20 protein-coding genes are annotated in these 25,895 nt (G+C 69.9%); 12 read left to right on the top strand and 8 right to left on the bottom strand.

Features of this window, described 5'->3' with window-relative positions; translation table 11 throughout:
• Positions 1-19: 19 nt before the first annotated feature.
• Positions 20-1,804 carry a gamma-glutamyltransferase family protein gene (locus tag ACF3NH_RS15620; RefSeq protein ID WP_422924007.1) on the top strand — a complete coding sequence of 595 codons (1,785 nt, stop codon included), beginning with the start codon at positions 20-22 and terminating at the stop codon, positions 1,802-1,804.
• A 17-nt stretch (positions 1,805-1,821) separates the two neighbouring features.
• On the opposite strand, the gene ACF3NH_RS15615 is transcribed toward ACF3NH_RS15620, so the two are convergent.
• Both ACF3NH_RS15615 and ACF3NH_RS15610 read right to left on the bottom strand, forming a co-directional pair.
• The gene (locus ACF3NH_RS15615; RefSeq protein ID WP_422924811.1) at positions 1,822-2,544 is read right to left on the bottom strand and encodes a tellurite resistance TerB family protein; all 723 of its coding nucleotides are present in this window, start codon (positions 2,542-2,544) and stop codon (positions 1,822-1,824) included.
• 177 nt (positions 2,545-2,721) lie between these two features.
• Positions 2,722-3,798, bottom strand: a complete 1,077-nt coding sequence (locus ACF3NH_RS15610; RefSeq protein WP_422924005.1) for an AI-2E family transporter — start codon at positions 3,796-3,798, stop codon at positions 2,722-2,724.
• 150 nt (positions 3,799-3,948) lie between these two features.
• On the opposite strand from ACF3NH_RS15610, the gene otnI reads away from it, so the two are divergent.
• The 3 genes from otnI to ACF3NH_RS15595 all read left to right on the top strand — a co-directional run bounded on the left by otnI (position 3,949) and on the right by ACF3NH_RS15595 (position 6,730).
• On the top strand, positions 3,949-4,731 hold the full coding sequence (otnI, locus tag ACF3NH_RS15605; protein WP_422924003.1) for a 2-oxo-tetronate isomerase: 783 nt from the start codon (positions 3,949-3,951) through the stop codon (positions 4,729-4,731).
• A gap of 53 nt (positions 4,732-4,784) precedes the next feature.
• Positions 4,785-5,666: a 2-hydroxy-3-oxopropionate reductase gene (locus ACF3NH_RS15600; RefSeq protein WP_422924001.1), complete on the top strand. Its 882-nt coding sequence runs from the start codon at positions 4,785-4,787 to the stop codon at positions 5,664-5,666.
• A 188-nt stretch (positions 5,667-5,854) separates the two neighbouring features.
• Positions 5,855-6,730, top strand: coding sequence for a helix-turn-helix domain-containing protein (locus ACF3NH_RS15595; RefSeq protein WP_198367803.1), 876 nt, complete (start codon positions 5,855-5,857; stop codon positions 6,728-6,730).
• Here ACF3NH_RS15595 and ACF3NH_RS15590 read toward each other — a convergent pair.
• On the bottom strand, positions 6,727-9,402 hold the full coding sequence (locus ACF3NH_RS15590; RefSeq protein ID WP_422923999.1) for a bifunctional acetate--CoA ligase family protein/GNAT family N-acetyltransferase: 2,676 nt from the start codon (positions 9,400-9,402) through the stop codon (positions 6,727-6,729). The genes ACF3NH_RS15595 and ACF3NH_RS15590 overlap by 4 nt on opposite strands.
• Positions 9,403-9,598: 196 nt before the next feature.
• Between ACF3NH_RS15590 and tkt the strand changes: the two genes are divergently transcribed.
• From tkt to ACF3NH_RS15570, 4 genes are all read left to right on the top strand, one after another.
• The gene (tkt, locus tag ACF3NH_RS15585; protein ID WP_422923997.1) at positions 9,599-11,662 is read left to right on the top strand and encodes a transketolase; all 2,064 of its coding nucleotides are present in this window, start codon (positions 9,599-9,601) and stop codon (positions 11,660-11,662) included.
• Between the two features lie 47 nt (positions 11,663-11,709).
• Positions 11,710-12,729, top strand: coding sequence for a type I glyceraldehyde-3-phosphate dehydrogenase (gap, locus tag ACF3NH_RS15580; RefSeq protein WP_198367801.1), 1,020 nt, complete (start codon positions 11,710-11,712; stop codon positions 12,727-12,729).
• A gap of 14 nt (positions 12,730-12,743) precedes the next feature.
• Positions 12,744-13,940, top strand: a complete 1,197-nt coding sequence (locus tag ACF3NH_RS15575; RefSeq protein ID WP_422923994.1) for a phosphoglycerate kinase — start codon at positions 12,744-12,746, stop codon at positions 13,938-13,940.
• 127 nt (positions 13,941-14,067) lie between these two features.
• Entirely contained in the window at positions 14,068-15,501 is a 1,434-nt protein-coding gene (locus ACF3NH_RS15570) for an NAD-dependent succinate-semialdehyde dehydrogenase (protein WP_422923992.1), read from the top strand.
• Positions 15,502-15,601: 100 nt separating this feature from the next.
• Here the strand turns inward: ACF3NH_RS15570 and ACF3NH_RS15565 are convergent, their stop codons facing one another.
• Positions 15,602-16,903, bottom strand: coding sequence for a hemolysin family protein (locus ACF3NH_RS15565; RefSeq protein ID WP_422923990.1), 1,302 nt, complete (start codon positions 16,901-16,903; stop codon positions 15,602-15,604).
• Positions 16,904-17,056: 153 nt separating this feature from the next.
• Between ACF3NH_RS15565 and ACF3NH_RS15560 the strand changes: the two genes are divergently transcribed.
• A complete protein-coding gene (locus ACF3NH_RS15560) occupies positions 17,057-18,394 on the top strand; it encodes a glycosyltransferase family protein (protein ID WP_422923988.1) in 1,338 nt (445 codons plus the stop codon).
• Here ACF3NH_RS15560 and ACF3NH_RS15555 read toward each other — a convergent pair.
• The gene (locus ACF3NH_RS15555; RefSeq protein ID WP_422923986.1) at positions 18,391-19,671 is read right to left on the bottom strand and encodes an Hsp70 family protein; all 1,281 of its coding nucleotides are present in this window, start codon (positions 19,669-19,671) and stop codon (positions 18,391-18,393) included. The genes ACF3NH_RS15560 and ACF3NH_RS15555 overlap by 4 nt on opposite strands.
• A 171-nt stretch (positions 19,672-19,842) precedes the next feature.
• On the opposite strand from ACF3NH_RS15555, the gene ACF3NH_RS15550 reads away from it, so the two are divergent.
• From ACF3NH_RS15550 to ACF3NH_RS15540, 3 genes are all read left to right on the top strand, one after another.
• A complete protein-coding gene (locus ACF3NH_RS15550) occupies positions 19,843-20,121 on the top strand; it encodes a hypothetical protein (RefSeq protein ID WP_422923984.1) in 279 nt (92 codons plus the stop codon).
• A gap of 141 nt (positions 20,122-20,262) precedes the next feature.
• Complete coding sequence (locus ACF3NH_RS15545; protein ID WP_422923982.1) at positions 20,263-20,895, top strand: bifunctional 4-hydroxy-2-oxoglutarate aldolase/2-dehydro-3-deoxy-phosphogluconate aldolase; 633 nt, start codon at positions 20,263-20,265, stop codon at positions 20,893-20,895.
• On the top strand, positions 20,892-21,824 hold the full coding sequence (locus ACF3NH_RS15540; RefSeq protein ID WP_198367793.1) for a sugar kinase: 933 nt from the start codon (positions 20,892-20,894) through the stop codon (positions 21,822-21,824). The genes ACF3NH_RS15545 and ACF3NH_RS15540 overlap by 4 nt, the downstream gene beginning before the upstream one ends.
• A gap of 32 nt (positions 21,825-21,856) precedes the next feature.
• On the opposite strand, the gene ACF3NH_RS15535 is transcribed toward ACF3NH_RS15540, so the two are convergent.
• Genes ACF3NH_RS15535 through ACF3NH_RS15525 form a run of 3 tightly spaced genes read right to left on the bottom strand, consistent with a single transcriptional unit; the run spans position 21,857 to position 25,889 of the window.
• On the bottom strand, positions 21,857-23,347 hold the full coding sequence (locus tag ACF3NH_RS15535) for a M81 family metallopeptidase (protein ID WP_422923980.1): 1,491 nt from the start codon (positions 23,345-23,347) through the stop codon (positions 21,857-21,859).
• Between the two features lie 5 nt (positions 23,348-23,352).
• Positions 23,353-24,603, bottom strand: coding sequence for a Zn-dependent hydrolase (locus ACF3NH_RS15530; protein ID WP_198367791.1), 1,251 nt, complete (start codon positions 24,601-24,603; stop codon positions 23,353-23,355).
• Positions 24,600-25,889, bottom strand: coding sequence for an ArgE/DapE family deacylase (locus tag ACF3NH_RS15525; protein WP_422923978.1), 1,290 nt, complete (start codon positions 25,887-25,889; stop codon positions 24,600-24,602). Before ACF3NH_RS15525 ends, ACF3NH_RS15530 begins: the two co-directional genes overlap by 4 nt.
• Positions 25,890-25,895 lie beyond the last annotated feature (6 nt).

The raw sequence follows: 25,895 nt of genomic DNA, 5'->3' as shown, positions 1-25,895 counted from the left end.
TCGCCGCAGGAGCAGCAGAATGTTCACAACCCGCCCGGAGATCGCCGCCACGTTCGGCGCTGTCGGCAGCACGCACTGGATCGCCAGCCAGGTGGCGATGGCGGTTCTGGAACGCGGCGGCAATGCCTTCGACGCCGCGGCGGCGGCGGGCTTCACCCTTCAGATCGCCGAGCCGCATCTGAACGGCCCCCTCGGAGACTGTCCGATCATCGTCCATGACGCCGCATCGGGGCGGCAATCCGTGATCTGCGGCCAGGGGCCGGCGCCGGAGGCCCTCAGCGTCGCCAGGGTGAAGGGCGAGCTGGGACTCGACCTGATCCCCGGAACCGGCCTTCTGCCCGCCATGGTTCCCGGCGCCTTCGATGCCTGGGCGACCATGCTGCAGAGTTGGGGCAGCTGGAAGCTGGGCGACGTGCTGGAATTCGCCATCGGCTACGCCGAGCGCGGCATCCATTACGTGCCCCGCATCGCCGCGACGGTCGAGAGCGTGCGGCCCCTGTTCGAGCAGGAATGGCCAACCTCCGCCGCCCTGTGGCTACGGGACGGCGGGCCGCGCGCCGGCCAGCTCTGGCGCAACCCCACGCTGGCCGAGACGTACCGGCGCGTGGTGCGGGAGGCGGAAGCCGCCGGCGGCGACCGCGTCGCGCAGATCGAGGCGGCGCGACGCGCCTGGTACCAGGGCTTCGTCGCCGAGGCCATTGACGCCTTCTGCCGCCGGACGGAGGTGCTGGACGCCTCCGGCCGCCGCCATGCCGGGCTTCTCACCGGCCAGGACATGGCACGCTGGCGTGCGCCGGTGGAAGCGCCGCTGGCCTATGACTATCGCGGCGTTACCGTGCTCAAATGCGGCCCCTGGAGCCAGGGGCCCGCCATGCTGCAGACCCTGGCCATCCTGGCGGGCTTCGACCTGGCGGGAATGGACCCCCTGGGGGTGGAGTATGTCCATACGGTTGTCGAGGCCATGAAGCTCGGCTTCGCCGATCGGGAAGCCTACTACGGCGACCCCGACTTCACGGACGTGCCGATGGCGGAGCTCCTGTCGGAACCGTACAGCCAGCGCCGCCGCGGCCTGATCGGCCGGCAGGCCTCCCTGGAGCTCCGGCCGGGCGGCATCCCGGGGCACCGGGCCTGGGTGGACCATGACGCGGCCCGGCGCGCGCAGAAGCTCTCCGAGGTTGCCGGCGTCGGCGAGCCCACGGTGTCGCGCCTCGGCGTCAGCGGCGCGGACACCTGCCATGTCGATGTCATCGATCGCTGGGGCAATATGGTGTCCGCCACGCCCTCCGGCGGCTGGCTGCAATCGTCTCCCGCTATCCCGGAGCTCGGCTGCTGCCTGGGAACGCGGGGGCAGATGTTCTGGCTCGACGAAAGCCTGCCGAACGGATTGAGGCCGGGCAAGCGGCCCCGGACCACGCTCTCACCCGGCATGGCCCTGCGCGACGGGCGGCCCTGGATGGCCTTCGGCACACCGGGCGGCGAGCAGCAGGATCAATGGCAGCCTATCATGCTCACCCGCATGATCGACCACGGCCTCACGATCCAGCAGGCGATCGACGCCCCCTCCTTCCATACCGAGCACTGGCCGTCGAGCTTCTGGCCGCGCGTCGCCCGCCCCGGGAAGGTGGTGCTGGAAGGGCGCTTCGATGCCGCGGTGCTGAAGGATCTGAAGGCGCGGGGCCATCTGGCCGAGATGGGCGGGGAATGGTCGGAAGGACGGCTGTCCGCCGTGCGGCGCGAGCCGGACGGACAGATCTTCGCGGGGGCGAACCCTCGTGGCATGCAGGGCTACGCCGTGGGCCGATGACCCACGGCGCCGCGTGGCTAGCCTTGCAGCGTGACCGTCACCTGATGATCGAGATGCGCGGCCAAGTCCGGGGGAAGCCTCAAGGCCACCGCTAACGCGTCCAGATAAGCGCGCTCCTGAGGCGATTCGGCATCGACGACGATGCGCGAGGCCACGTAGAGCTGTGATGCCTGCTCCTCGCTGCCGGCCGCCTTTGCGACGGTGGCTGGGCTCAGGTCGGATGCCATCAGCTCGGCGAGGAACTGCTGGGCCTCGACATCCATGCCGCCTTCCGACATCTGGCCCAGGATCTGCGCGCGCTCCTGCTCGTCCAGATGCCCATCCGCCTTGGCGGCTGCGACCATGGCGCGGATGACCGCGAACTCGAAAGGCTGGCCATCGGTGGCGGGGGCCGCGGAGGGCAGGAAGCGGGGATCCACCTCAGCCAGTTGCTGTGGCGCCAGGGGCGTGGAGGATTGCGCCGCCCGGCCCTGCTGCCAGGCCTGAAAGGCACGGCTGGCCAGGGCACCGAGCACCATCGGGCCCAGCGTGGCCAGCAGGCCGCCGGAGCGACCCCGTCGGCCCCGGCCCAGGAGCATGCCGAGCAGCCCGCCCATGGCGGCGCCTCCGAGGCCACCACCGCCAAAACCCGCGCCCGGAAAGCCCGAGCCGCCTCGCGCGGAGGGCGGGCCACCCTGTCCGGGGAAGGCCTGTCCCGGGGCCGACTGTCCTTGCGGAGCCTGCGGTCCGCCGCCACCCAGGGCGGCACGCGCGGCGTCGATCAGACTGCCGAAATCGCCGCCGCCGGCCCGAGGGTTCGAGGGGTTCGCCTGTCTGCCGGATCGGCCGGCGCCCAGGAATTGCTCGAGAAGGATTTTCGGATCGATCATGAAGCGACAGTTCGGTACGCCGCCTCGGAGAGACAAGACACAGGCGCGTCAACGCAGCGTCTGCGGCTCCTCCTCCGCCCAGTCGCGCAGAAGGGTGAAGCCCACCGCGAGCAGCACCGGCCCGAGGAACAACCCGAGGAAGCCGAAGGCGAAGATGCCCCCCAGTGCACCGAGGATGGTGAGAAGCAGCGGCAGGTCGGCGCCGCGGCTGATCAGCCAGGGTCGGATGACATTGTCCACGCTGCTGATGCCACCCGCGCCGTAGATCAGCAGGAAGAGGCCCCAGCCGGTCGAGCCCTGGCTGAACAGCCACAGCGCGGCCGGCAACCAGACGACCGGCGCGCCGATCGGCAGGATGGAGATGAGCCCCGCCACCACGCCGAGCAGCACCGGCTGCGGCACGCCGGAAATCCAGAGCCCGAAGCCGGTGAGCACGCCCTGCGCCACCGCCGTGCCCAGCAGCCCGTAGACCACGCCGATCGTGACATTGGCGGTGAGCTGCACCAGGCGTCGCGCCTGGGCACCGGCCATGCGGACGATCACCGCCTCCAGCCCGGCGGCCATGCGCGGGCCGTCCCGGTAGAAGAAAAAGGAGAGCAGGATTGCCAGGACCAGCTCCGCGAGGCCCGACAGCACCGCCAGCAGGAGGCCGAGTGCCTGCTGCGCGATGACGCCGGCATAGGGCTGGAGCAGATTGGTGAGCGGGGTGAAGTCGAGTTGCAGGGAGTCCCACTGCCGTCCCAGGAACTCGCCGATGATCGGGATCTGCGCCAGCTTGCCGCCGAGGCTGGGCAGGCCGCTGGCGATGAAGCCGTCGATCGCCTGACGAAGGCTCTCCACGTCCTCGGCGCGGATCGGCGCGGCGAAAAGGATCGGCAGGCCCAGGAGCAGCATCTCGATCGTCACCATGACCAGGGCGGCCAGCGAGGGCCGCAGATGCAGCCTGTCCCGCAGGGTCCGATAGGCGGGCCAGGTGCAGAAGGCCAGGATCGCCGCCCAGAGCAGGGCCGAGACGAATGGCCTCAGGACCATCAGGCACCCCCCGAGCAGAGTCAGGAGTGCCGCCAACCCAAGCAGGCGGGCGGGCTTGAGGCCGTGCTGGTCCGGCGAGGATGAAAGGGACATGCGGGAAATCTGCCCGACCTGCAGCGGTTCTGCCAGCGCCCTCCTGAACGCATGGGGGTCCGGGGGCTTGCACTCGGCGACAGGCCGACTAGCGTGGCCCGCCTGAGGAACGCACCCGCCCGGGCGGGTGACCAGCCGAGGTCCCGCCGCATGCCACGCTTCGCCGCCAACCTCTCCATGATGTTCCAGGAGCTGCCGTTCCTCGAACGGTTCGAAGCGGCGCGTCGGGCCGGCTTCGAGGCGGTCGAGTTTCTCTTTCCCTATGATTTTCCGGCCGCCGAGATCGCGCGCAGGCTTCAGGACAATGGCCTCCGCCAGGTGCTCTTCAACGCGCCGCCGGGCGATTGGCAGGGCGGTGAGCGCGGGATGGCCGCCATTCCCGGCCGGGAAGCGGAATTCCGCGACGCGATCCGGAAGGCCCTGGACTATGCCGCGGCGCTGTCCTGCCCCCGCCTGCACGTCATGGCCGGCCTCGTGCCGGAGGGCGTATCCCGGGAAGCCATGGCGGCCAGCTATGCCGTGAACCTGCACTGGGCGGCGGAGGAATGCGCCAAGGCGGGGGTGAAGCCCGTGATCGAGCCCATCAACCAGAGGGATATTCCAGGCTTCTTCCTGCGCGACACTAATCAGGCCGCCGCGATCATCGGCAGCCTGGGGCCGGATCGCATCGGCCTGCAGTTCGATCTCTATCATTGCCAGATTACCGAGGGCGACATCGTCAGGCGCGTGGAGAAGCACCTTCCGCTCATCGCGCATATGCAGGTGGCCGACGTGCCCGGGCGGAACGAGCCGGGCACCGGCGAGGTCAACTGGCCCTACGTCTTTGAGCGCATCGACGCGCTCGGCTATCGCGGCTGGATCGGCTGCGAATACCGGCCCCGGGGCGACACCCTGGAAGGACTGTCCTGGTTCGCGCCCTACCGCCCGCGCTGACGCGCCGGGCGCCGCCACGGACATCCCAATCGTAACGCGGAGGAGTTCCCATCATGAAAATCGGTTTCATCGGCCTCGGCATCATGGGGCGGCCCATGGCGCTGCACCTGAAGCAGGCTGGCCACGACCTCGTCGTTCCCGATCGCAAGAGCCTTGCCGCTGAGATCCGGGAGGCCGCGACGGTCGTGCCGAGCCCGGCTGCGGCGGCCCGCGAGGCCGAGGCGATCATCCTGATGGTGCCGGACACGCCGGATGTCGAGGCGGTGCTGTTCGGGCAGGATGGCGTGGCCGAGGGACTCTCCGCCGGCAAGCTGGTGATCGACATGAGTTCGATCAGCCCGACCGACACCAAGACCTTCGCCCGCAAGATCAACGCCGCCGGCTGCGAGTATCTCGACGCGCCGGTTTCCGGTGGCGAGGTGGGGGCCCGGCAGGCCTCGCTCACCATCATGGTGGGCGGTCCGCAGCAGGCCTTCGACAAGGCCTTGCCGCTGTTCCAGGCGATGGGAAAGAACATCACCCTGGTGGGTACGGAGAACGGCGCCGGGCAGACCTGCAAGGTCGCCAACCAGATTGTTGTGGCGCTGACCATCGAGGCCGTGGCCGAGGCCCTGGTCTTCGCCAGCAAGGCGGGCGCGGATCCGGCGAAGGTCCGGCAGGCGTTGATGGGCGGCCTTGCCACATCCCGCATCCTGGAACTGCACGGTGAACGGATGATCACGCGCAGCTTCGATCCGGGCTTCCGCATCCGCCTGCATCAGAAGGATCTGAACCTGGCCCTGCAATCGGCGCGGGCGCTGGGCGTCGCGCTGCCGAACACGGCCTCCACCCAGCAACTTTTCTCCGCCTGCGCGGCGGCCGGCGGCGAGGACTGGGATCATTCAGGGCTGGTGCAGGCGCTGGAACGGCTCGCCCAGCACAAGGTCAACGACTAAGACGGTCCGGGCGCGGTGCGGGAGAGGAATTTTAACCGCTCTCGCTCTCGGGATGAGAGTCTGGACCAATTCTGGCAATTCTTTGATTGCCTTGTGGCGCGTCTCCACGCATTTTCGGAAACAAAGCCGCCGGGCGAGATTCTCGCTCTGCGAAAGATTCGTCACGGTTGATATCGACAAGAGGTGCCATGCGATTCGCCGATATCGGCCAGCAGTTGCGGGCCTACCGCCTGGAATCAGGCCTACGCGCGGAGGAAATCGCGGCGCGGCTCGGCGTGTCACGCGCCGCGCTCTATCGCTATGAAAAAGGCGAGGTCATCAAGCTCGACACCATCCGCCGGTTGGCGGAGCTGCTGAAGATCTCGCCGCTCTCCCTGCTGGGCATCGGCGTCGAATATTTCTCCCGACCGATCGCCTTCCAGGAGCGGCTGCGCCAGGTGGAGGAGCAGTCCGACCAGATCCTGCAGGTCGGCGGCGCCTTCTGCTATCAGACGACGACGGAAGCCTTCGATGGCGCCCTCGCCGAGGCCTGGGCGGAAGCCGCTGACGGCTCCTCCGAGCGGGTGGCGGCCAGGGCCGCCGCGGATCAGGCCATGGGCCTGCTCGCCGCGCGCAAGAAGCTGCACCAGTCGCGCCGCGCGAATATCATCTCCATGTTGTCCGAAGGGGCGATCAGGCGCTTCCTCGCCGAGGGCGTCGCGGCGGGGATGGCCGTGTCGGAACGCACGCGGACCCGCTGCCGCCTCGCCGCGCGGACCGAGGTGGAGAGCATTGCCTCCCTGATGGAAAGCGTGCCGATCGGCCTGCAGCTCGGCCTACTGTCCATGGAACCCGCGGGTGGCTTCATGGTCCTGCGGGGCCGCGACCGGGCGCATGTCTGCACCAGCCCCTTCGCCGCGGATGTGACCTCCAGCGCGGCGATCGGTGTCGGCACCATCACGGCGGCGGATGAAGCGGTCTCGGTGCATCAGCGGGTCGCCGAGTCTGCCTGGCGCAACGCGCTGAAGGGGCCCGCGGCGGCCAGCCGCGTGCGGGACCTGATCCGGGAAAGCGGCCCGCGCTAGGACGGGCGGAGGTCAAGGATCGCATCCATGACCTCCTCATCCTCTGCGGATCGGCGCAGGGTGAAGCCGAGGGCGCGCACGAAGCCGAGCATCGGCTGATTGTCCACCAACACCTGCCCGACGATGCGTTCCAGGGCATGGTCGCGCGCCCATTCCATCAGCCGTTCCATCAACTGCCGGCCAAGTCCCTGCCCTTTCCAGGCCGGCAGGGTGACAACCGCGAACTCGCCCTGGCGCAGACCGGGCTCGCGGATCAGGCGCGCGACGCCGACCGTACGCGGAACGCCGCCCTCAGGCGTTTCCACCGCCACGAAGGCCATTTCACGATCGTAGTCGATCTGCGTCATGCGGGCGATCTGCGCGGCGGGCAGCTCCTTCAACTGGCTGAAGAAGCGCCAGCGGACATCCTCGGGGGCGAGGTTGCGGAAGGCTTCCGCATGGGCGGCCGCGTCCTCCGGGCGGATCGGCCGGATGACCACCTGGCGCCCGTCCCGCGCGGTCCAGGGGCGTGACAGCTCGGCCGGATAGGGTGGCACGGCCAGTTGCGAGACCACGCCCGGTGCGCGCAGCCGCCCTGAGGCGTCCAGCGCCAGGATGCCCTCATCCCCGGCCAGCAGGGGGTTGATGATCAGTCCCTCGATCTCCGGGAAATCGATGGCCATCTGGGAAACCCGCACCAGCGTATCGGCCACCGCTGCCAGATCGACGGAGGCATGGTCGCGGAAGCCTTCCAGCAGGCGGACGCTCCGGGTGCGCCGGATCTGCGCCAGCGCCAGGGTCCGGTTGAGCGGCGGCAGATCGAAGGCCACGTCAGGCTCGAAATCCGAGGCGGTGCCGCCACGGCCGTAGCCGATGAAGGGGCCGAACATGGCGTCATCGCCCAGCCGGATCCGCAACTCGTGGCTGCGCCGGCGCCCGCTCATGGCCTGGCGCTGCACCAGGAAGCCATCCAGCCGCGCATCGGGCCGCTGCGCGCGGATGTTCCGCAGCATGCCGGCCGCGGCCTGCCGGAGGCTCGACACGTCCTTGATGCCAAGGACCACGCCGCCCACCTCGGTCTTGCGCGGCAGATCCGGGGAGAGCGCCTTCAGCACCACGGGAAAGCCCATGCGCATGGCCGCCTCGACGGCCTCCTCGACGCTGGCCACCGCCTTTCCGGGGATGACCGGAATGCCATAGGCGCTCAGCAGGCTCAGCGCCTGGGCCTCGTTGAAGTCCAGCCGGCCGTCGCTTCGCATCCGCTCGATCAGCGACCGTGCGGCCTGGCGGTCCGGCACCACCTCGAGGACCTCGCGCGGTGGCAGCTCGGCGGCCGCGGCGCGGTTGCGGCGGTCCGTCGCAAGATGCAGGGCGCCGCGGATCGCGGCCTCGGGCGTCGGAAAGACGGCGATACCCTGCTGCCCGAGGCGCTGCTGGGCCACATCGGCACCGGCCCGGCCGAGCCAGGACACCAGGATCGGCGCGCCCCGCGTCGCCTTGCAGGCGGCCGCCAGCAGTCCGGCGGTGATCTCGCCATCCTGCAGGGGTGCTGGGGCGTGGATGGCCACCACCGAGTCCACGCCCTGCAGCGCCGCCACCAGGCTCGCTGCCTCGCCGAGGCGGTGACTGTCCTCCGGGGGCAGCAACAGGGGATTGCCGGAACTGGCGCTGGGCAGCGCCAGGCGAAGGGCGGCGGCATCGCTCTCCGTCCATTCGGCGAGCCGGGCTCCGCCCCGGAGGGCGTCGTCCGCGGCCAGCTGCGCCGGTCCCTGGCCATTGGCCACGATGGCGATGCGGTTGCCGGGCAGCGCATCCTTGCCGCGCCGCACGACCGAGCGAAGGCGCGCCAGCGTCTCCGCCGCGGACAGCAGGTCCTCCAGCCCGGAGACGCGCAGGACGCCGGCGCGGCGCAGCGCCGCCTCCATGACGGCATCCGCCGTCCCGCTCGCATCGGACTGCCGGCCGCCGGGCCGGATGGCGACGACGGGCCGGGTCCGCGCCGTGGCGCGCGCGGCGGAGATGAACATCCTGCGGTTCTTGATGCGGCGGAGATCCAGCAGCACCGCGCCGGCCTCCGGGTCCCGAGCCAGCCAGTCGAGCGAGAGCGCGAAGCCGAGGCCCTGGTTCGTGCCGATGCCGACGATATGGGAGAAACCCAGCTCCTCCCCGTCCGCCCAGTCGATGATGGCGCGCGCCATGGCCGAGGACTGGCAGAGCAGCGCCAGGCGTCCGGGACGGGGCGGCAGGTGGGACAGGCTGGCGTTCAGCCCGATCGAGGGGAGACAGAGGCCGAAGCTATGGCCGCCCAGCGCCCGCATGCCCGTCGCCTCGCAGAGTTCGGCGAGGTCGGGCGAGGCGACCGGAATGACGGCGGCGAAGCAGCCCAGCCGGGCCAGGCTCGCCATGGCCTCCCGCTGCGCCTCGGGGGGGAGGCAGATCACGGCCAGGTCGGGAACCTCGGGCAGGGATTCGATGTCCGGCGCCGCGAGCAGGCCCGGCGCCTCGATGCCGATGGCGTGGATGCGCCCCTCGAAGCCTCCGGCGGCCAGATTGGCGGCCAGGATGGCGGCCTCCGGCAAGGCGGGGTCCGCGACCAGCACCACGCAGGCCGGCCTGAAGAGAGCGGTCTCGCGGAAGCCCGGCTTATGGCGCGTCACGGGAAAGGGCAGCTTCATGGTGGAGGAAGGTGGCAACTTCGCCGCCGGCTCGCAACGCCCGGCTCGGGAAGTTCCGCGCGCCGGCGGCAGGCATGCGAGAGGAAGGCTGGCCGGGTGGGCCTCGCCGGGCTATGGGCAGCCGCAACCCCGACGAATCAGCCGGACTGGCGGAGCTGGGACGGGGCGGTGCCAGCGGGTTGCCGCGCCGTAATCTCAGCCTTATAGCCGTCCGATGCCAGAGAGGTTCTCCACCTTGGCCAGTATCGCTCCCCTCCCCGATCCCTCCGGCAACCCCGCTCTGGCGGCGCAGGACCGCATCCTGGCACTGCCATGCACCGAGACGCGGCGCATGGCGGACGCCATCCGGGTGCTGGCGATCGATGCCGTGGAACAGGCCAAGTCCGGCCATCCCGGCATGCCTCTGGGCATGGCGGACGCGGCGACGGTCCTGTTCAGCAAGTTCCTGAAGTATGACGCCGCCGATCCGACCTGGCCGGACCGGGACCGCTTCGTGCTGTCCGCCGGGCATGGCTCCATGCTGCTCTATGCCTGGCTGCACCTGTCCGGCCATGCCGGCATGGGCATCGAGGATCTGAAGCGGTTCCGCCAGCTGCATTCCGTGGCCGCGGGCCATCCGGAATATGGCGAGCACCCCGCCATCGAGACCACCACCGGGCCGCTGGGCCAGGGCCTGACCAATGCGGTGGGCATGGCGCTGGCGGAGCGGCACCTCGCCGTCCGGTTCGGCCGCAGCCTCGTGGACCACCGGACCTGGGTGATCGCGGGCGACGGATGCCTGATGGAGGGCATCAGCCACGAGGCCGCCGCCATCGCGGGCCACTTCAGGCTCTCCAAGCTGACGGTGCTCTGGGACGATAACGGCATCTGCATCGACGGCGATGTCCGCATGGCCTCCTCGGAGGATGTGCTGAAGCGCTTCCAGGCCTATGGCTGGGCGGTGCGGCGCGTCGATGGACACGACGCCGCTGCCGTCGAGAAGGCGCTCGAGGCCGCGACGCGCAGCCGCAAGCCCACCATCATCGCCTGCCGCACCATCATCGGCTTCTCCGCCCCCACCAAGGCGGGCACGGCGGGCAGTCATGGCGCCGCCCTCGGCAGCGCGGAGGCCGCCGCCGCCAAGGAGGCCCTGGGCTGGAGCAGCCCGCCCTTCGAGATCCCGGCCGATATCAAGTCCGCCTGGGAAGCGGCGGGGCGGCGCTCCGCCGGCACCCGCCGGTCCTGGCTGAAGCGGCTGGCCAACCATCAGCAGAAGGCCGAGTTCGAGCGGGCCATGGCCGGCCGGCTGCCGGAAGGCTGGCACGAGGCCAGCGCGGCCTTCCGCCAGCGCATCGCCGAGGAGAAGCCGAAGGCGGCCACCCGTGTGTCGAGCCAGAAGACCCTGGAGGTGCTGGTGCCGGCCATTCCGGAGATGATCGGCGGCTCGGCCGATCTCACCGGCTCCAACAACACCAACGTCAAGGGTGTGCCGGTCCTGTCGCCGGACAATCTGGGCGGCCGCTACATCCATTGGGGCATCCGCGAGCACGGCATGGCCGCGGCGATGAACGGCATGGCGCTGCATGGCGGGGTCATCCCCTATGGCGGAACCTTCCTGGTCTTCGCCGATTACCTGCGGCCCGCGTTGCGCCTCGCCGCCCTGATGCGTACCCGCGTCATCCACGTGCTGACGCATGACAGCATCGGCCTGGGAGAGGACGGGCCGACGCACCAGCCGGTGGAGACCCTGGCTTCTCTGCGGGCGATCCCGAACCTCTGCGTCTTCCGCCCCGCCGATGCGATGGAGACGGCGGAGTGCTGGGACCTGGCCATCCAGCGCACGGACGGACCCTCGGTGCTGGCGCTGTCGCGGCAGAACCTTCCCGCCCTGCGCGGCGAGGCGGGCGAGAACCGCTGCGCCCGCGGCGGATATGTGCTGGCCGAGGCCGAGGGGCCGCGCCGCGCCACGCTGGTGGCGACGGGGTCCGAGGTGCATCTGGCGATGGCCGCGCGCGAGACGCTGCAGGCCGAGGGGGTGCCGACCGCGGTGGTCTCCCTGCCCTGCTGGGAGCTTTTCGCGTTGCAGGATGAGGGCTACCGTGGCGCCGTGCTCGGCGAGGCGCCCCGGATCGGCGTCGAGGCCGCGCTGGACTTCGGCTGGCAGCGCTGGCTGGGCGCGGACGCAACCTTTGTGGGCATGACGGGGTTCGGCGCCTCGGCACCCGCGGACGATCTCTTCCGCCACTTCGGCATCACGGTCGAGGCGGTGGTATCGGCAGTCCGGCGCAAGCTGGCCTGAAACGCAGCGTTCAAGACCACTTTTCACAGAGACGAGGGAAACACACCATGGCTGTTAAGGTCGCGATCAACGGCTTCGGACGCATCGGGCGGCTGGTGCTGCGCGCCATCGTGGAAAGCGGTCGCAGCGATGTCGAGGTTGTCGCCATCAATGACCTCGGCAGTGTCGAGGCCAATGCCCACCTCTTCCGCTACGACAGCGTGCACGGCGTGTTCCCCGGCGAGGTCGGCGTCGAGGGCAACGCCATCACCATCAAGCACAACGGCCGCGTCTACGGCCCCATCAAGGTCAGCGCGGAACGCGATCCGACCAAGGTGCCGTACCAGGGCGTCGACGTGGCGCTGGAATGCACGGGCCTCTTCACCAAGCGGGATTCGGCGGCGCAGCTGCTGCAGGCCGGCGCCCGCAAGGTGCTGATCTCCGCCCCCGGCGACGGTGTCGATGCCACCATCGTCTATGGCGTGAACCACAAGACGCTGACCAAGGATCATGTCATCGTCTCCAACGCCTCCTGCACCACCAACTGCCTGGCTCCGGTGGCCAAGGTGCTGCATGAAAAGTTCGGCATCCTGCGCGGCTACATGGTCACCATCCACGCCTATACCGGCGACCAGCGCACCGTGGACACGCTGCACAAGGATCTGCACCGCGCCCGTGCCGCGGCGGTTTCCGCCATTCCGACCTCGACCGGCGCGGCCAAGGCCGTCGGCCTGGTGCTGCCCGAGCTGAAGGGCAAGCTGGACGGCACCGCCATCCGCATCCCGACCCCGAACGTCTCCCTCGTCTCCCTGGACTTCGTCCCGGCCAAGACCGAAGGGCTGACGAAGGAGGCCGTCAACGAGGTGATGAAGGCCGCCGCCGAGGGCGAGCTGAAGGGCATCCTCGGCTACAACACGGCGCCGCTGGTCTCCATCGACTTCAACCACAACCCGCATTCCTCGACCTTCGACGCGACGCAGACGCAGGTGGTCGATGGCGGGCTGGTCCGCGTGATGTCCTGGTACGACAACGAGTGGGGCTTCTCCAACCGCATGTCGGACACCGCCGCCCTCCTCGGCAGCCTCTGAGGGATCGGCACGGCATGGCCCGCTTCCGCACCCTCGACCAGCTGGATGCCGCCGGGAAGCGGGTCCTGCTGCGTGCCGACCTGAACCTGCCGGTGCGCGACGGCAAGATCACCGACCGCACGCGCATCGAGCGCCTGGTGCCCACCATCCGCGAGCTGGCGGAGAAGGGTGCCCGGGTCATCGTCTGCAGCCACTTCGACCGCCCGAAGGGAAAGCGGGTGCCGGAGATGTCGCTGAAGCCGATGGCCGAGGCGCTGTCCGAGGCCCTCGGCAAGCCGGTCGCCTTCGCCGACGACTGCATCGGCGCCGACGCCGAGAAGGCCGTCGCGGCGCTCGGCGATGGCGAGGTTCTCGTCCTCGAGAACACGCGCTTCCATGCCGGGGAGGAGAAGAACGACCCGGCCATGGCCGAGGCCCTGGCGAAGCTGGCGGATGTCTTCGTCAACGACGCCTTCTCCGCCGCGCATCGCGCTCATGCCAGCACCGAGGGCGTCGCGCACAGGCTGCCCTCCTACGCCGGCCGCCTGATGCAGGCGGAGCTGGAGGCGCTGGATGCGGCGCTCGGCACTCCGGCGCGGCCGGTGATGGCGATCGTCGGCGGCGCCAAGGTTTCCACCAAGCTCGACCTGCTCGGCAACCTGTCGAGGAAGGTGGATGTGCTGGTGATCGGTGGCGCCATGGCGAACACCTTCCTGGCCGCGCAGGGCAAGCCCATGGGCAAGTCCCTGCAGGAGGCGGAGATGCACGAGACGGCGCTCCGCATCCTCGACGAGGCCAAGGCGGCCGGATGCGAGGTGCTGCTCCCTGTCGACCTGGTGGTGGCGGAGGCCTTCGCCGCCAACGCGCCGCATCGTACCGTATCGGTCGACGCGGTGCCGGCGGGGATGATGGCGCTGGATGTCGGGCCGGACACGGTCGCTTCCGTCGAGGCACGGCTGAAGCGCGCCTCGACCCTGGTCTGGAACGGCCCCTTCGGCGCCTTCGAGATCCCGCCCTTCGATACGGCGACCGTGCAGGTGGCGCAGGCGGCGGCCGCGCTGACGACCTCCGCCGGGCTCAAGACCATCGGCGGCGGCGGGGACACGGTGTCAGCGCTGCGCCACGCCGGCGTGGCCGAGAGGATGACCTACGTCTCCTCGGCCGGGGGCGCGTTCCTCGAGTGGCTGGAGGGCAAGACCCTGCCAGGCGTTGCGGTACTCGAGGCCGCATGATGGAACGGGCCCCTCCCTGGAGGGGCCCTTCTTCGTTGTGCCGGGCAAAAAGCTGCGGCGCCGGGGTGGCACAGGTCACGGCATGGCGCCACATTCGGGCCAGGTTAGACTCCGAGGAGACGCTTCGATGAATCATGACGTCCTGCTTCACATCGACGGCCAGTGGCGCCCGGCAACGGGCGGCCGCACCATTCCGGTGCTGAACCCCGCGACCGAGGAGCAGATCGGCACGGTGCCGCATGCGACGGAGACCGATCTGGACGAGGCGCTGGCCGCGGCCGAGCGCGGCTTTGCCACCTGGCGACGCGTCTCCGCCTTCGATCGCTCCAAGCTGATGCGCAAGGCCGCCGATCTGCTTCGCAGCCGCGCCGATGACATCGCCCGGCTGATGACCATGGAGCAGGGCAAGCCGCTGCCGGAAGCCCGGATGGAGGTCCTGGCCGGCGCGGACACCATCGACTGGTTCGCCGAGGAGGCGCGCCGCGCCTATGGCCGCGTCATTCCGGCACGGGCGCAGGGCGTGTACCAGTTGGTCATCAAGGAGCCGGTGGGTCCGGTCGCGGCCTTCACGCCCTGGAACTTCCCGATCAATCAGGTGGTGCGCAAGCTGTCCGCGGCGCTGGCCACCGGATGCTCGATCATCATCAAGGCGCCGGAAGAGACCCCAGCCTCGCCCGCCGAGCTGATCCGCTGCTTCCTGGATGCGGGCCTGCCGAAGGGCGTGGTCGGACTGGTCTATGGCGTGCCCGCCGAGATCTCCTCCTACCTCATCCCCCATCCGACCATCCGCAAGGTGACCTTCACCGGCTCCACGCCGGTGGGCAAGCACCTGGCCGAGATGGCGGGGAAGCACATGAAGCGCGCGACGATGGAGCTGGGCGGCCACGCGCCGGCCATCGTCTTCGACGACGCCGATGTCGATCTCGCCAGCAAGACGCTCGCCGGCAGCAAGTTCCGCAATGCCGGCCAGGTCTGTGTCTCCCCGACGCGCTTCCTGGTGCAGGAGAAGGTCTTCGATCAGTTCGTCGACAAGTTCGTCGCCCACGCCAAGGCGGTGAAGGTCGGCAACGGCCTTGAGGACGGCGTGACCATGGGCCCGCTGGCCAATGACCGGCGCATTCCCTCGATCGACGCCCTGGTGGCCGATGCCCGTCAGAAGGGCGCCGAGGTCCGCACCGGCGGCAACCGGATTGGCAACAAGGGCTATTTCTACGAACCCACCGTGGTCACCGGCCTGACGCGCGAGATGCGGGCGATGAACGAGGAGCCGTTCGGGCCGCTGGCGCTGATGGTCCCGTTCAAGGACTTCGACGAGGTGGTGGAGGAAGCCAATCGCCTCCCCTACGGTCTGGCGGCCTATGCCTTCACCCGCTCTGCGAAGACGGCGAACGCCATCGCCGCCGAGGTGGAGAGCGGCATGATGACCATCAACCACCTTGGCCTGGCGCTTCCCGAGGTGCCCTTCGGCGGCATCAAGGATAGCGGCTATGGCTCCGAGGGCGGCTCGGAGGCGATCGAGGCCTATCTGATCACCAAGTTCGTCTCGCAGGCGGGGCTCTAAGCACTCCCGTGAACGGGGAGCCCGGCGCGCGCAGCGCCGCCGGGCTCCTTTCTAGAGCATTTCCATCCGATCCGGTGATCCCACCGGATCGGGATCTGCTCTAGGTGCCGGTCGCCTGCTCCCGCTGCGCCAGGACCTTGTCGATCCGGCGCCCGTCCATATCGATGATTTCGAACCGCCAGCCGGACCAGACGATGCGGTCCCCTTCGCGCGGGACTCTCTGCAGCAGGGAGAGCATCAGCCCCGCCACGGTGTGATAGCTGCCTTCGGACGGCAGCTCCGGCAGGTCGAGGCGTGCGCGCAGCTCGTCGCTGGGCATCATTCCGTCCAGCAGCAGGCTGCCATCATGCCGCTCGACGGCGCCGCCGGTCGTCGGCACGGCCTCGACGCCCAGTTCGCCGACGATGGCCTCCAGGAGATCGGAAGCCGTCACCACGCCTTCGAAGCTGCCATACTCGTCCATCACCAGGGCGATGCCGAGACGGTCGCTCCGCAGGCGGGCCAGGGCGTCCAGGGCGGAAAGATTGTCCGGCAGGATCATGGGATGGCGCAGCGCCTCGGCGGTCGAAAGCGGCTGGCCGGAGAGCAGCTGGTCCAGCAGGTCCTTGGCCGCCACCACGCCGACGACATTGTCGATCCGGCCGTCGGCCACCACCAACCGCGTCACCGAGCTGGAGCGCAGGCGGGTAGCCATCTCCTCCGCCGTCGCCGTGCGGTCGATCCAGTCCACTTCCGTCCTGGGCGTCATCAGGGCGCGCACCGGCTTGTCGGCGAGACGGAGAACGCGCTCGATCATGTGGCGTTCCTCGGTCTCGAGCGCTCCCGCCTCCGCGCCCTCGGCCACGGCGGCCTTGACCTCCTCCTCGGTGATCGTCGAGGACACCGGCCGGGAGGCGCCCAGCAGGCCCAGCACCAGCGCGGAGGATCGGGACAGCAGCCAGACCATCGGCGCGGCGATGCGTGACAGCAGCAGCATGGGCGGGGCGACCAGTGTCGCGACGGCCTCCGGATTGCGCAGGGCCAGTTGCTTGGGAACCAGTTCGCCGAGAATCAGGGACAGGTAGGTGATGCCGAGCACCACGACGCCCAGGGCGATCTGCGCGGCATAGGCCTCCAGCCCCGGGACCAGGGCGAGGACGCCGGCGAAGCGCTGGGCCAGGCCCTGACCCGCGAAGGCGCCGGCCAGGACACCCACCAGGGTGATGCCCACCTGCACCGTCGGCAGGAAGCGCTGGGGGTCCTCGGCCAGCGCGAGGGCCGCGGTCGCCCCCGCCTTTCCTCCCCGCTGCATGCCGAGCAGCCGGACCCGACGGGCGGAAACGATCGCCAGCTCGCTCATGGCGAAGATGCCGTTCAGCAGCACCAGCAGCAGAATCACGAGTATTTCTAGCGCGGCTTCCATGGCAGGCCATCCTTCGTCTCGGCACAGGGGTTTACCTGCTGGGGACAGGCGGGTCACGCGGCGCCGGCCCTATTCCGGCCATCAACTGAACCCGCCTTCGCCGCAACCGGAGGGGATAAGAGCTGAGAAGCATGCGCCTGGACCGGTTCCGCCATGAAGATCAGCCTTGTCCTGCCGATGGTCCCTTCGGGGTCTCTCACCGCCGCCGTACCCGCCGACCGGAGCACCCGCCGCGGCCGGGGTGCCTGGATGCTGCGCGGTGCGACGCTGCTCCAGGCGCTGGCCTGGTCGGGGGTGTCGGCGGGCTGGGCGGCGGCCGCGGTCGCCACGATGGCGATCCTGCTTCCGCGCTGGGTCGCGCCGCTGCCGGCGGGCCGCCGTGGCCTTGCCCTGCTCGTGTTGCTCCAGGGACTGGCCGCCGTCCTGGGATTCGCGGTGCTGCAGGCGGGAGCGGGTGCGCTGGGATCGCTGCTCCTGTTGCTGTACGCCCCGATGGTGGTGCCGCTGGCCACCTTGCTGCGGGCCCGTCTCGCGCCGGATCGGCCCGTTTCATCCGTGCCGGCGCCCTCCCCCATCCCCAGGGGCGCGAGGCTTCCCCGTATCTCCTTTCACCTGCTGATCCGGGATGCTTCCGGCCCGGAGGTCCGTTCCACGCTGAACTGGCTGGCCACCCTTCCCCCCTCGTCCTGCGAGGTGCTGGTGGTCGATTCCAGTGGCAGCCCGGCGGCCTGGGAGCCCGTGGCGGAGCACTGCGCGCGGTTAAGGCATTGCCGGTTCTTCCATCTGGGGCCGGTCGATGCGGCACAGAGCCGCGCCTTCGCCCGCGCGGAGACCCATCCCGACGCCGAATGGATCGGGTTCATCCGACCCGGAGCCGCCGGCGGGGCCGAATGGTGGCCACAGGCCGTGGCTAGGCTGGCGGAGCCTGATTGCGGAGTGCTGCACACCATCGAGAGGCGTCATCCGGATCTTCCGCGGCTCCAGGAACTGGAGGCCGCCGGCGCCCTTCCCTGGCTCGAAGGCCTCTCCCTGGTCCGGCGCGACGCGCTCGACATGGCCGCTGGCGCGGCCGCGTCCGATGATGAAGCGGCGCTACGCCCGCTGCTGTTCCGGCAGGGCTGGCGGGCCCTGCTTCTGACGCAGGATTGCCACCGGCCGCAGCCATGCCGGACGACCCTGCGGCGTGAGGCACGGCGTCTGGCGACACTCTGGCGGCGTCATGGCGATGCGCTGTCTGATGTGTCGGATCCCGCTTTCACGCCGGAGCAGCGGAGGCAACTGCTGGGCGAGGCCTCCGCTGTCCTCCTTCAGGGCTGGGCCTGGGTGGTGGGGCTGTTGCTGCCGCTGGGGCTGATCGTCGCTCCATCCGGCTGGCGGCCGGAGGAGGCATTGGTGGCGCTTGCGATCCTCGGCGGCCTGGCGGCGGCAGGGCGCCCGACGGTCTGCCTAGCGCAAGCGCCTTGGCGCGATGATCCGGCTACGCGCCGCTAGATCGCTCCGTTCTCGGCACCGATCAGCGCCAGTCCCTCGGCCACGGAGACGAACTCCCCGCCATGGGCGATTCGGTCGGCGCCGAACCGCGCTTCGAAAATGCGGCGAATGGCGGGGACGAGCGAGGAGCCGCCGGTCAGAAAGACACGGTCGATGGCGTCCTCCCGCAGCCCGGCCCGCTCCAGCGCCTCGCTGACCGTCGCGCCGATCCGCCGCAGCTCGGGCGCGATCCACGCTTCGAAGTCCGCCTGCCGGACGGTTTCGTCCAGTTCGAAGTCCTCGTGCCGGAAGCGCAGCACGGCGCTGTCCTGCGTCGAGAGGCTGGCCTTCACCTCCGATACCGCACGGTAGAGGGCATAGCCGGCCTCTTCCTCCACCAGCCGCAGCAGATGCATCAGCCGCTCCGGATGATCGGCGTTGCGGGCCACCTCGGCAATCTCCCGCATGGTCTTGGGAGCCCGCATCAGCGAGAGCCGGTGCCAGTGCGCGAAGCTGCTGAAGAAACTGGGTGGCACCGGCAGGGCGGTGCCCAGGATGCGGTAATGATCGCCCTTGCCCAGGCGGGGCGACACGACATTGTCGATGATGCGATAGTCCAGCGCATCGCCGGCGATTCCAAGCCCCGCATGGCCGAGCGCGGTCACCCGCCGCCGCTCCCCCGGCTCGAAGCGGAGGATGGAGAAGTCGCTGGTGCCGCCACCAAAATCGCCGATCAGGACATTGGCAGGCTCATCCAGCCCCGCGGCGAAGCGATAGCCCGCCGCTTCCGGCTCCAGGGCCAGGTCCACCTGGCTCCATCCCGCCGCCTGAAACGCGGACCGAAGGCGCCGCTCCGCCAGGGCGTCATCCGCCGTCTCGCCCACGAAGTGGACCGGACGCCCGGCGATCACCCTCGCCCGGAGCAGATCGCGGCCGGCGGGAAGGCTGGCGAGTAACGCGCGCAGGAAGAGCGAAATCAGCGCCTCCAGCGTCAGGGCCTGCCCGAAGACCCTGGTCTCGGTGAAGTTGCGGCTGGCCAGATAGCTCTTCATGGACATGATGAGGCGGCAGCCGAGGGGGTCATCCAGATAGGCCTCGATGGCCGCCGGCCCGGCGGCATGCTCGAGCCGGCCACGGCTGGCGCCGCTCTCCTCCATCCAGAAGCAGATCAGCGAGCGGAAGGTCTCGGCCTCTCGGGATCCCATCGCGAAGCGGAGGCTCTCGACCGATCCATCCGGCCGGTGCAGGGCGATGACGCTATTGGTCGTGCCGAAGTCGATGCCGATGATGTCGGTCATGGCGGGCGCCCTGTGCCGTGAAGGGCCGGGCGTTAGAGCAGATCGGGGCGGGAATGGAAACAACCCGCGTCGCGGGACGGTTAACGATTTTCCCACAGGCTTTACTTCGTATCATCCCGCGAGACGTCTAAGCCTGCCTTGTCGTCAACAGTTGATTAAGCAGGCAACCCCATGGCGGAAAGCGGCCTCCTCGACTTCCCTCGAACGGATTCCAGCCGGTTGCGGCTGGCATTGCGCCGGCTGGAAGGCGCTCTGGCGGAGCAAAAGGCGGCCGTCTCGGCGTTCCGCTCCGAGGTCGGCCGGCTGCGCGAGTCCACCCTCTCCCTCCACAGGAGCGTCTCGTCCTACCAGGATGGCCTCACCGAGGTCATGGGTCGCGTGGAGGATGCCCGGATCGCGGCGCGGCATCTGGAGCGCTCGGCGCAGGATCTGGCGGCCCAGGCAGGCTAGGTGCCGCCGTTCCGGCGGTCGTGCCTTCCGCCAGGCGGCGCTTCACCTCCGCGTCCCGGGCCGTTAGCCTGATGGAAAGGCAGCTGCCGGCGCGGTAACCCCACGGCGCCCGGTGTCGGCCGGCAAGCAGGATATGAGCCCGTGGCACCGCATCCTCTGATCGAGACCTTCCGCAAGGCCCGCATCGTGCCCGTGGTGCGGACCAGCACCGCGGCCCATGCCGCGCTGGCGGCATCCTGGCTGAAGGATGCGGGGGTCACCATCTTCGAGATCACACTGACCATTCCCGATGCGCTCTCCGTCATCCGTGACCTGGCCGCCGATCCGGGCCTGCTGGTCGGCGCCGGCACGGTGCCTGATGCCGCCTCGGCGGAGGCCTGCCTGGCGGCCGGCGCGCGTTTCCTGGTCTCGCCCTGGGTCGACCCCGCGCTGGCGGCACCGGCGCGCGCGGCGGGCGCCTGCCTCATGATGGGCGCCATGACACCGACCGAGGTCCGCGCCGCCCTGAAGGCCGGCGCGGATGTGGTCAAGATCTTTCCTGCCTCCTCGGCCGGCGGGCCGGGCCATATCCGCTCGCTCCGGGCCGTGTTCCCCGGTGTGGCCTTCTGCCCCACCGGCGGTGTGGATGCCCGCAATGCCGGTGACTACATCGCGGCCGGAGCGGCCTTCGTGGGCATCGGCGGCAAGCTGGTCGATGAGGCAGCCATCGCCGCCGGAAACCGTGCCGCCGTCGAGGCCGCGGCGCGCGAGGCCCTGGGGATCAAGCAGGCATGAGCGGCGCCGATCTTCTCTGCATGGGGGAACCCATGCTGGAGTTCAATCAGAGCCGGAAGGACGCGCAGGGCCGGCCGCTCTACCTGGAAGGGCACGGCGGCGATACCTCCAACGCCGCCATCGCGGCGGCGCGGGCCGGGGCCAGCGCCGGCTACATCACGGCCATCGGGCAGGATACGCCGGGCGACAGTTTCATGGCGCTCTGGGCGTCCGAAGGCGTGGACACCGGCACGGTGGAGCGGCGCGGGGACGCCCCCACCGGGATCTACTTCGTGACTCACGGCGAGGCCGGCCATCAGTTCACCTTCTACCGCCGTGACAGCGCCGCCAGCCGCATGACCCCGGAGAGCGTGCCGGAGGATGCCATCCGACGGGCGCGGATCCTGCACCTTTCCGGCATCAGCCAGGCGATCTCGACCAGCGCCTGCGACGCCTGCTTCCGGGCCATCGAGATCGCCCGCGATGCCGGCGTCATCATATCCTACGACACCAACCTCCGCCGGGCGCTGTGGCCTCTGCCAAGGGCGCGCGCCATCATGCACGCCGCGCTCGGCATGGCCGACATCGCCCTGCCGAGCGAGGAGGACGCCGTCGCGCTGACCGGGCTGACGGAGCCGGACGCCATCGCCGACTTCTATCTGAAGCTCGCGCCCCTGGTAGTGCTGAAGCTCGGCCGGCGCGGCGTCATGGTCGCGACGTCGGAGCGCCGCGTCATCCTGCCCGGCCGTCAGGTGGAAGCGGTGGACGCAACGGGAGCCGGCGACACCTTCGCCGGCAACTTCCTGGCGCGACGCCTTCTCGGGGACACGGCGGAGGAAGCCGCGGGCTATGCCAATGCCGCCGCGGCCCTGGCGACCACCGGTTACGGCGCGGTGGCCCCCATGCCCGGTCAGGAAGCCGTCCGCGCCTTCATGAACCAGGCCGGCTGAGAAGCCGGCCCGGCTTGGTTCCCGTCACCCCGTCACTGGGCCGGACCCAGTGGCCTGCGCCGGACGCCGGGGCGGACGTGCTGGAACGGCAGGGAGGATGGATCCGCGACAACCGGGCCCGGCGCCGCGACGACGATGACCTTCTCCGCGATGGGCTGGAAGTCCGCGCGGAAGTGCACGCTGCTCTTCAACGCCAAGATCTTCTCGCGCGCCGGCTCCACGCCGAGGTGACGGAACAGGGCCTGGTCATGGGCCTGCATCTTGCGGCTGACCACCACCACCCGCACCCGCCCGATGGCGATCAGCGCGGAGGGGCCCAGATTCGCGGGATTTCCGGCGCTCATCGGACCCGTGCAGGTGAAACGACCATCCGACAGACGCAGCACCCGGGCCTGTGCCTCGAAGGGGGCGCCATCCGACTTTCCGCCCAGCCTGAGCGCGAGTTCCGCGCCCTCACCCGCCGCATGGCAGAGCGCGGCGCTTTCGGCATCGTTGATCAGGCCGAGAACCGCATCCGCATCCTGGTGCACCAGTTCCGCCAGCAGGCCCGTGGTGTCGCCATGTCCGCCGCCTCCCGGATTGTCCTGGGTGTCGGCCAGGACCACAGGCCGGCTGGCCGACACGACCAGGGCACGGGCCTCGGCGACACCCTCCGCGGCAGGAACGGCAGCGCCGGCAAACTCCGCCTCCCGCTCCGCCAGGCAGGCCAGCAGGGCCTCGGCGGCGGCATCGGCGGCATTCTGATCCGTCGCGTAGCAGGCCAGCGCCACGCCGCAATCGCGGAAATCCGCATAGGGAAAGCCGAAGCAGAAGGCGAGTTCGACAACACCCTCACGCTGCGACAAGGCGGTCCGGCGCTCCATGACGCCCCGCATCGGCTCGACCAGCGTGCATTGCGTGGTGAGCGGCATCCAGTAGTCGAGCTGCCGGTAGGCCCGGGCAAAGGGAGCGCCATGCCCGATGCGCCGCAACAGCAGCGCGAGCGCACGTTCCCCCGCCGCCTTCATGTCGACATGGGGGTAGGTGCGGAACGGCACCAGGACATCGGCCATCTCGACCATCCGGGCCGTCAGATTGCAGTGCGGGTCGAGGCTGGCCGCGACCGGGATGTCCGGCCCGACAACGGCGCGAACCCGGCGCAGCAACTCGCCCTCGGCATCGGGATAGCCTTCCGCGACCATGGCGCCGTGCAGGTCGAGATACACCCCGTCCAGCGGCGCGGCCTCCATGGCCGAAGCCAGATCGGCGACGATGCAGGCGCTGATCCGCTCGAAAGCCTCCTCCGTCACGGGCCCGGCCGGATTGGCGAAGGCCCAGGCCAGCGGCACGATCTCGGCCCCCTCGCCCTCCGCCCGGGCGATCGCGCCGGCGGCGGGCACGGAGGTCGGGCGCAGCGCATCCAGCAGGCCCGCGCCACGCTGGAACGGGGGGAAGCCGCCCGGCTGCTGAAAGTCTGCCCAGGCGGTCGATCTCGGCGCGAAGGAATGGCTTTCATGCAGGAAGCCACCGATGGCGATGCGCATGCTCCTCACTCCTCCCGCACCGGCCGGGCGGTGGCCAGCACCGCATCCGCCAGAACCACGAGCCCGGCTTCGGCCCATTCGGGCGAGATGGCCTCAGCCTCGTTGTGACTCACGCCGCCCTCGCAGGGGACGAAGATCATGGCGGTCGGAACCCGCCGCGCCACATAGACGGCATCGTGCCCGATTCCTGTGGGCATGGTCCTGAAGGGCAGGCCACGGCCGGCCGCGGCCTGGCGCAGTCTGTCCACCAACGCCGGGTCGAACGGTATCAGCGGGGATTCCCAGAAGAGATCGACCCGCGCGGAGACCTGGCGGGCGGCCGAGATCTCCTCCGCGCGCCTCCGCACCGCCTCGCTCATGGCCGACAGCGCAGCGGGATCGCCATGCCGCAGATCCACGCTGAACCAGATGCGCGACGGCACGACATTCCGGCTGTCCGGCGAGACCAGCAGGCGGCCGACAGTGGCGCGGCCATCTCCGCCGGCCTCCAGCGCGATCTCCTCGACAGCCTGAATGAGTTGCGCCGCGGCCATCATGGCGTCCCGGCGCGGTCCCATGGCCGAGCCGGCATGCGCCTCCTCGCCCTCCACGGTGACATCAAGCCAGATCTGCCCCAGCGCCTTGTCGACCACACCGACGGGAATGCCTTCCGCCTCGAGCAGCGGACCCTGCTCGATGTGCAATTCGAAATAGGCGCCGAGGCGTTGCAGGGACCGGGGATCCTCCTCCCCCCGCCAGCCGATCCGCCGCAGTTCCTCACCGAAGATGGCGCCGGACGGGTCGCTCTTGGCCAGCACCTCCTCCTCGGAGAACAATCCCATCGCGACACCGCTGCCCATCATCGGTGGCGAGAAGCGCGCCCCTTCCTCATTCGTCCAGTTGATCAGGACGACCGGCGCCTGGGTTTCGATCCCCGCCTCGTGCAGGGCCCGTAGCACCTCGAGCCCGGCCAGCACGCCCAGCACACCGTCGAACCGGCCGCCCGTAGGCTGCGTGTCGAGATGGCTTCCCATGGCCACGGCCGGCAGGGACGGCTCGCGCCCTTCCCGCCGCACCACCATGTTCCCCACCCGGTCGAGCGTGACGCTGCAGCCGATCTCCCCGGCCCAGCGCCGCAGCAGCGCCCGCCCCTCGCCGTCCAGATCGGTCAGGGTCTGGCGGTTGCAGCCGCCCTTGGGCGTCGCGCCGATGCGTGCCATCTGCATGAGACTGTCCCACAAGCGAGAGCCGGAGACCGGCAGGTTGCCCGCGCTCATGCCTTCTCCACCCCGCACCATTCGGCCATGGTCAGCGCGATGGTGCGCGTGATGGCATGGAAGCTCTCCAGCCCGACACTTTCGTCGATGCCATGGATGGCATCCGCGTCCGGGCCGAAGCAGGCCACGGGCGTGCCCTGGTAGAGCGTGAAGAAACGCCCGTCGGTCAGGCCCGAGGCCGGATAGTCGCGCAGTTCGCGGCCCGCCACGTCGATGAAGTTGCGGCGCGCCATCTGCACGATGGGGGCCTGCTGATCGAAGATGCAGGGATCGGCCATGAAGCCGCCGAACTCCAGCGTGAGCCGCGCCCCTCTGAGCCTCTCGTCGCTCGCGGCCTCCGCCACGATCCGCTCGATCTCGGCCTTCACGCGGGCGGCCGTGTTGCCCACCATGATGCCGACCCGGAGGCCGATCCGCGCCCGCGTCGGCACGGAGCTGTTCCACTCGCCGCCCTGCACGGTTCCGAAGTTCACGTTGACCGGGTGATTGACGCCGAAGAAGGAGGAATGGACGTTCTCGGCCCGGTTGGCCTCGGCCTCGTAGTCCTTGAAGTGCTGGGCGACGACATAGGCCGCCTCGATGGCGTTCACGCCCGCCTGCATCTCGCGGACATGCGTCGGGCGGCCCGTGACGACGACCCAGGCCCAGATCACGCCGACCTCGGCGGTATAGATGCCCTCGATGCCGGGCCCCGGCTCGGGGATGATGACGGCATCGCACTTCGGCAGCGCCTGCATGCAGGCCAGGGCGCCGTTGCCCGTGCATTCCTCCTCGATGACGGAATGGAACTGGACCTCGGCGGCCGGTCGAAGCCCCGCGAGCTGCAGCGCGCGGAAGGCCATCACGTTGGAGATGTCGCCGGCCTTCATGTCTCCGGCGCCGCGGCCATACATGCGGCCGCCCCGGATGGTGGGCTCATAGGGCGGCGTGGTCCAGAGATCAGGTGCGCCTTCCGGAACGACGTCGACATGGCCCTGAAGGACCAGGCTGCGTCCCTTGCGCTCCCGCGGCCTGTGGACCGCCACGACATTGTCGCGCCCCTCATAGGAGATCAGCGGGGGCGAGAAGCCGGGATGCGCCGCCAGCTCCGCCGGCACCGTCGGCACGCGGACCGGCTCCAGGCCGAGGGTGGCGTAGTTCCGGGCCATCTCCTCCAGGGCGGAGGCCTCGTTGCCCAGGGTCGAGGGGCAGCGGACGAGGCGTTCCAGCGCGGCGATGGCGTCCCCCTCCAGGGTCTTGACGGCGTCGAGAATGGCGCGGCGGGCGCCGGGATCGAGGGTCGACATGACGTA

Origin of the sequence: Pseudoroseomonas sp. WGS1072 (assembly GCF_049340465.1) — a bacterium.
Lineage (GTDB): Bacteria > Pseudomonadota > Alphaproteobacteria > Acetobacterales > Acetobacteraceae > Pseudoroseomonas.
The sequence above is the reverse complement of the archived record's forward strand: the minus strand, read 5'-3'. Positions and strand labels throughout refer to the sequence as shown.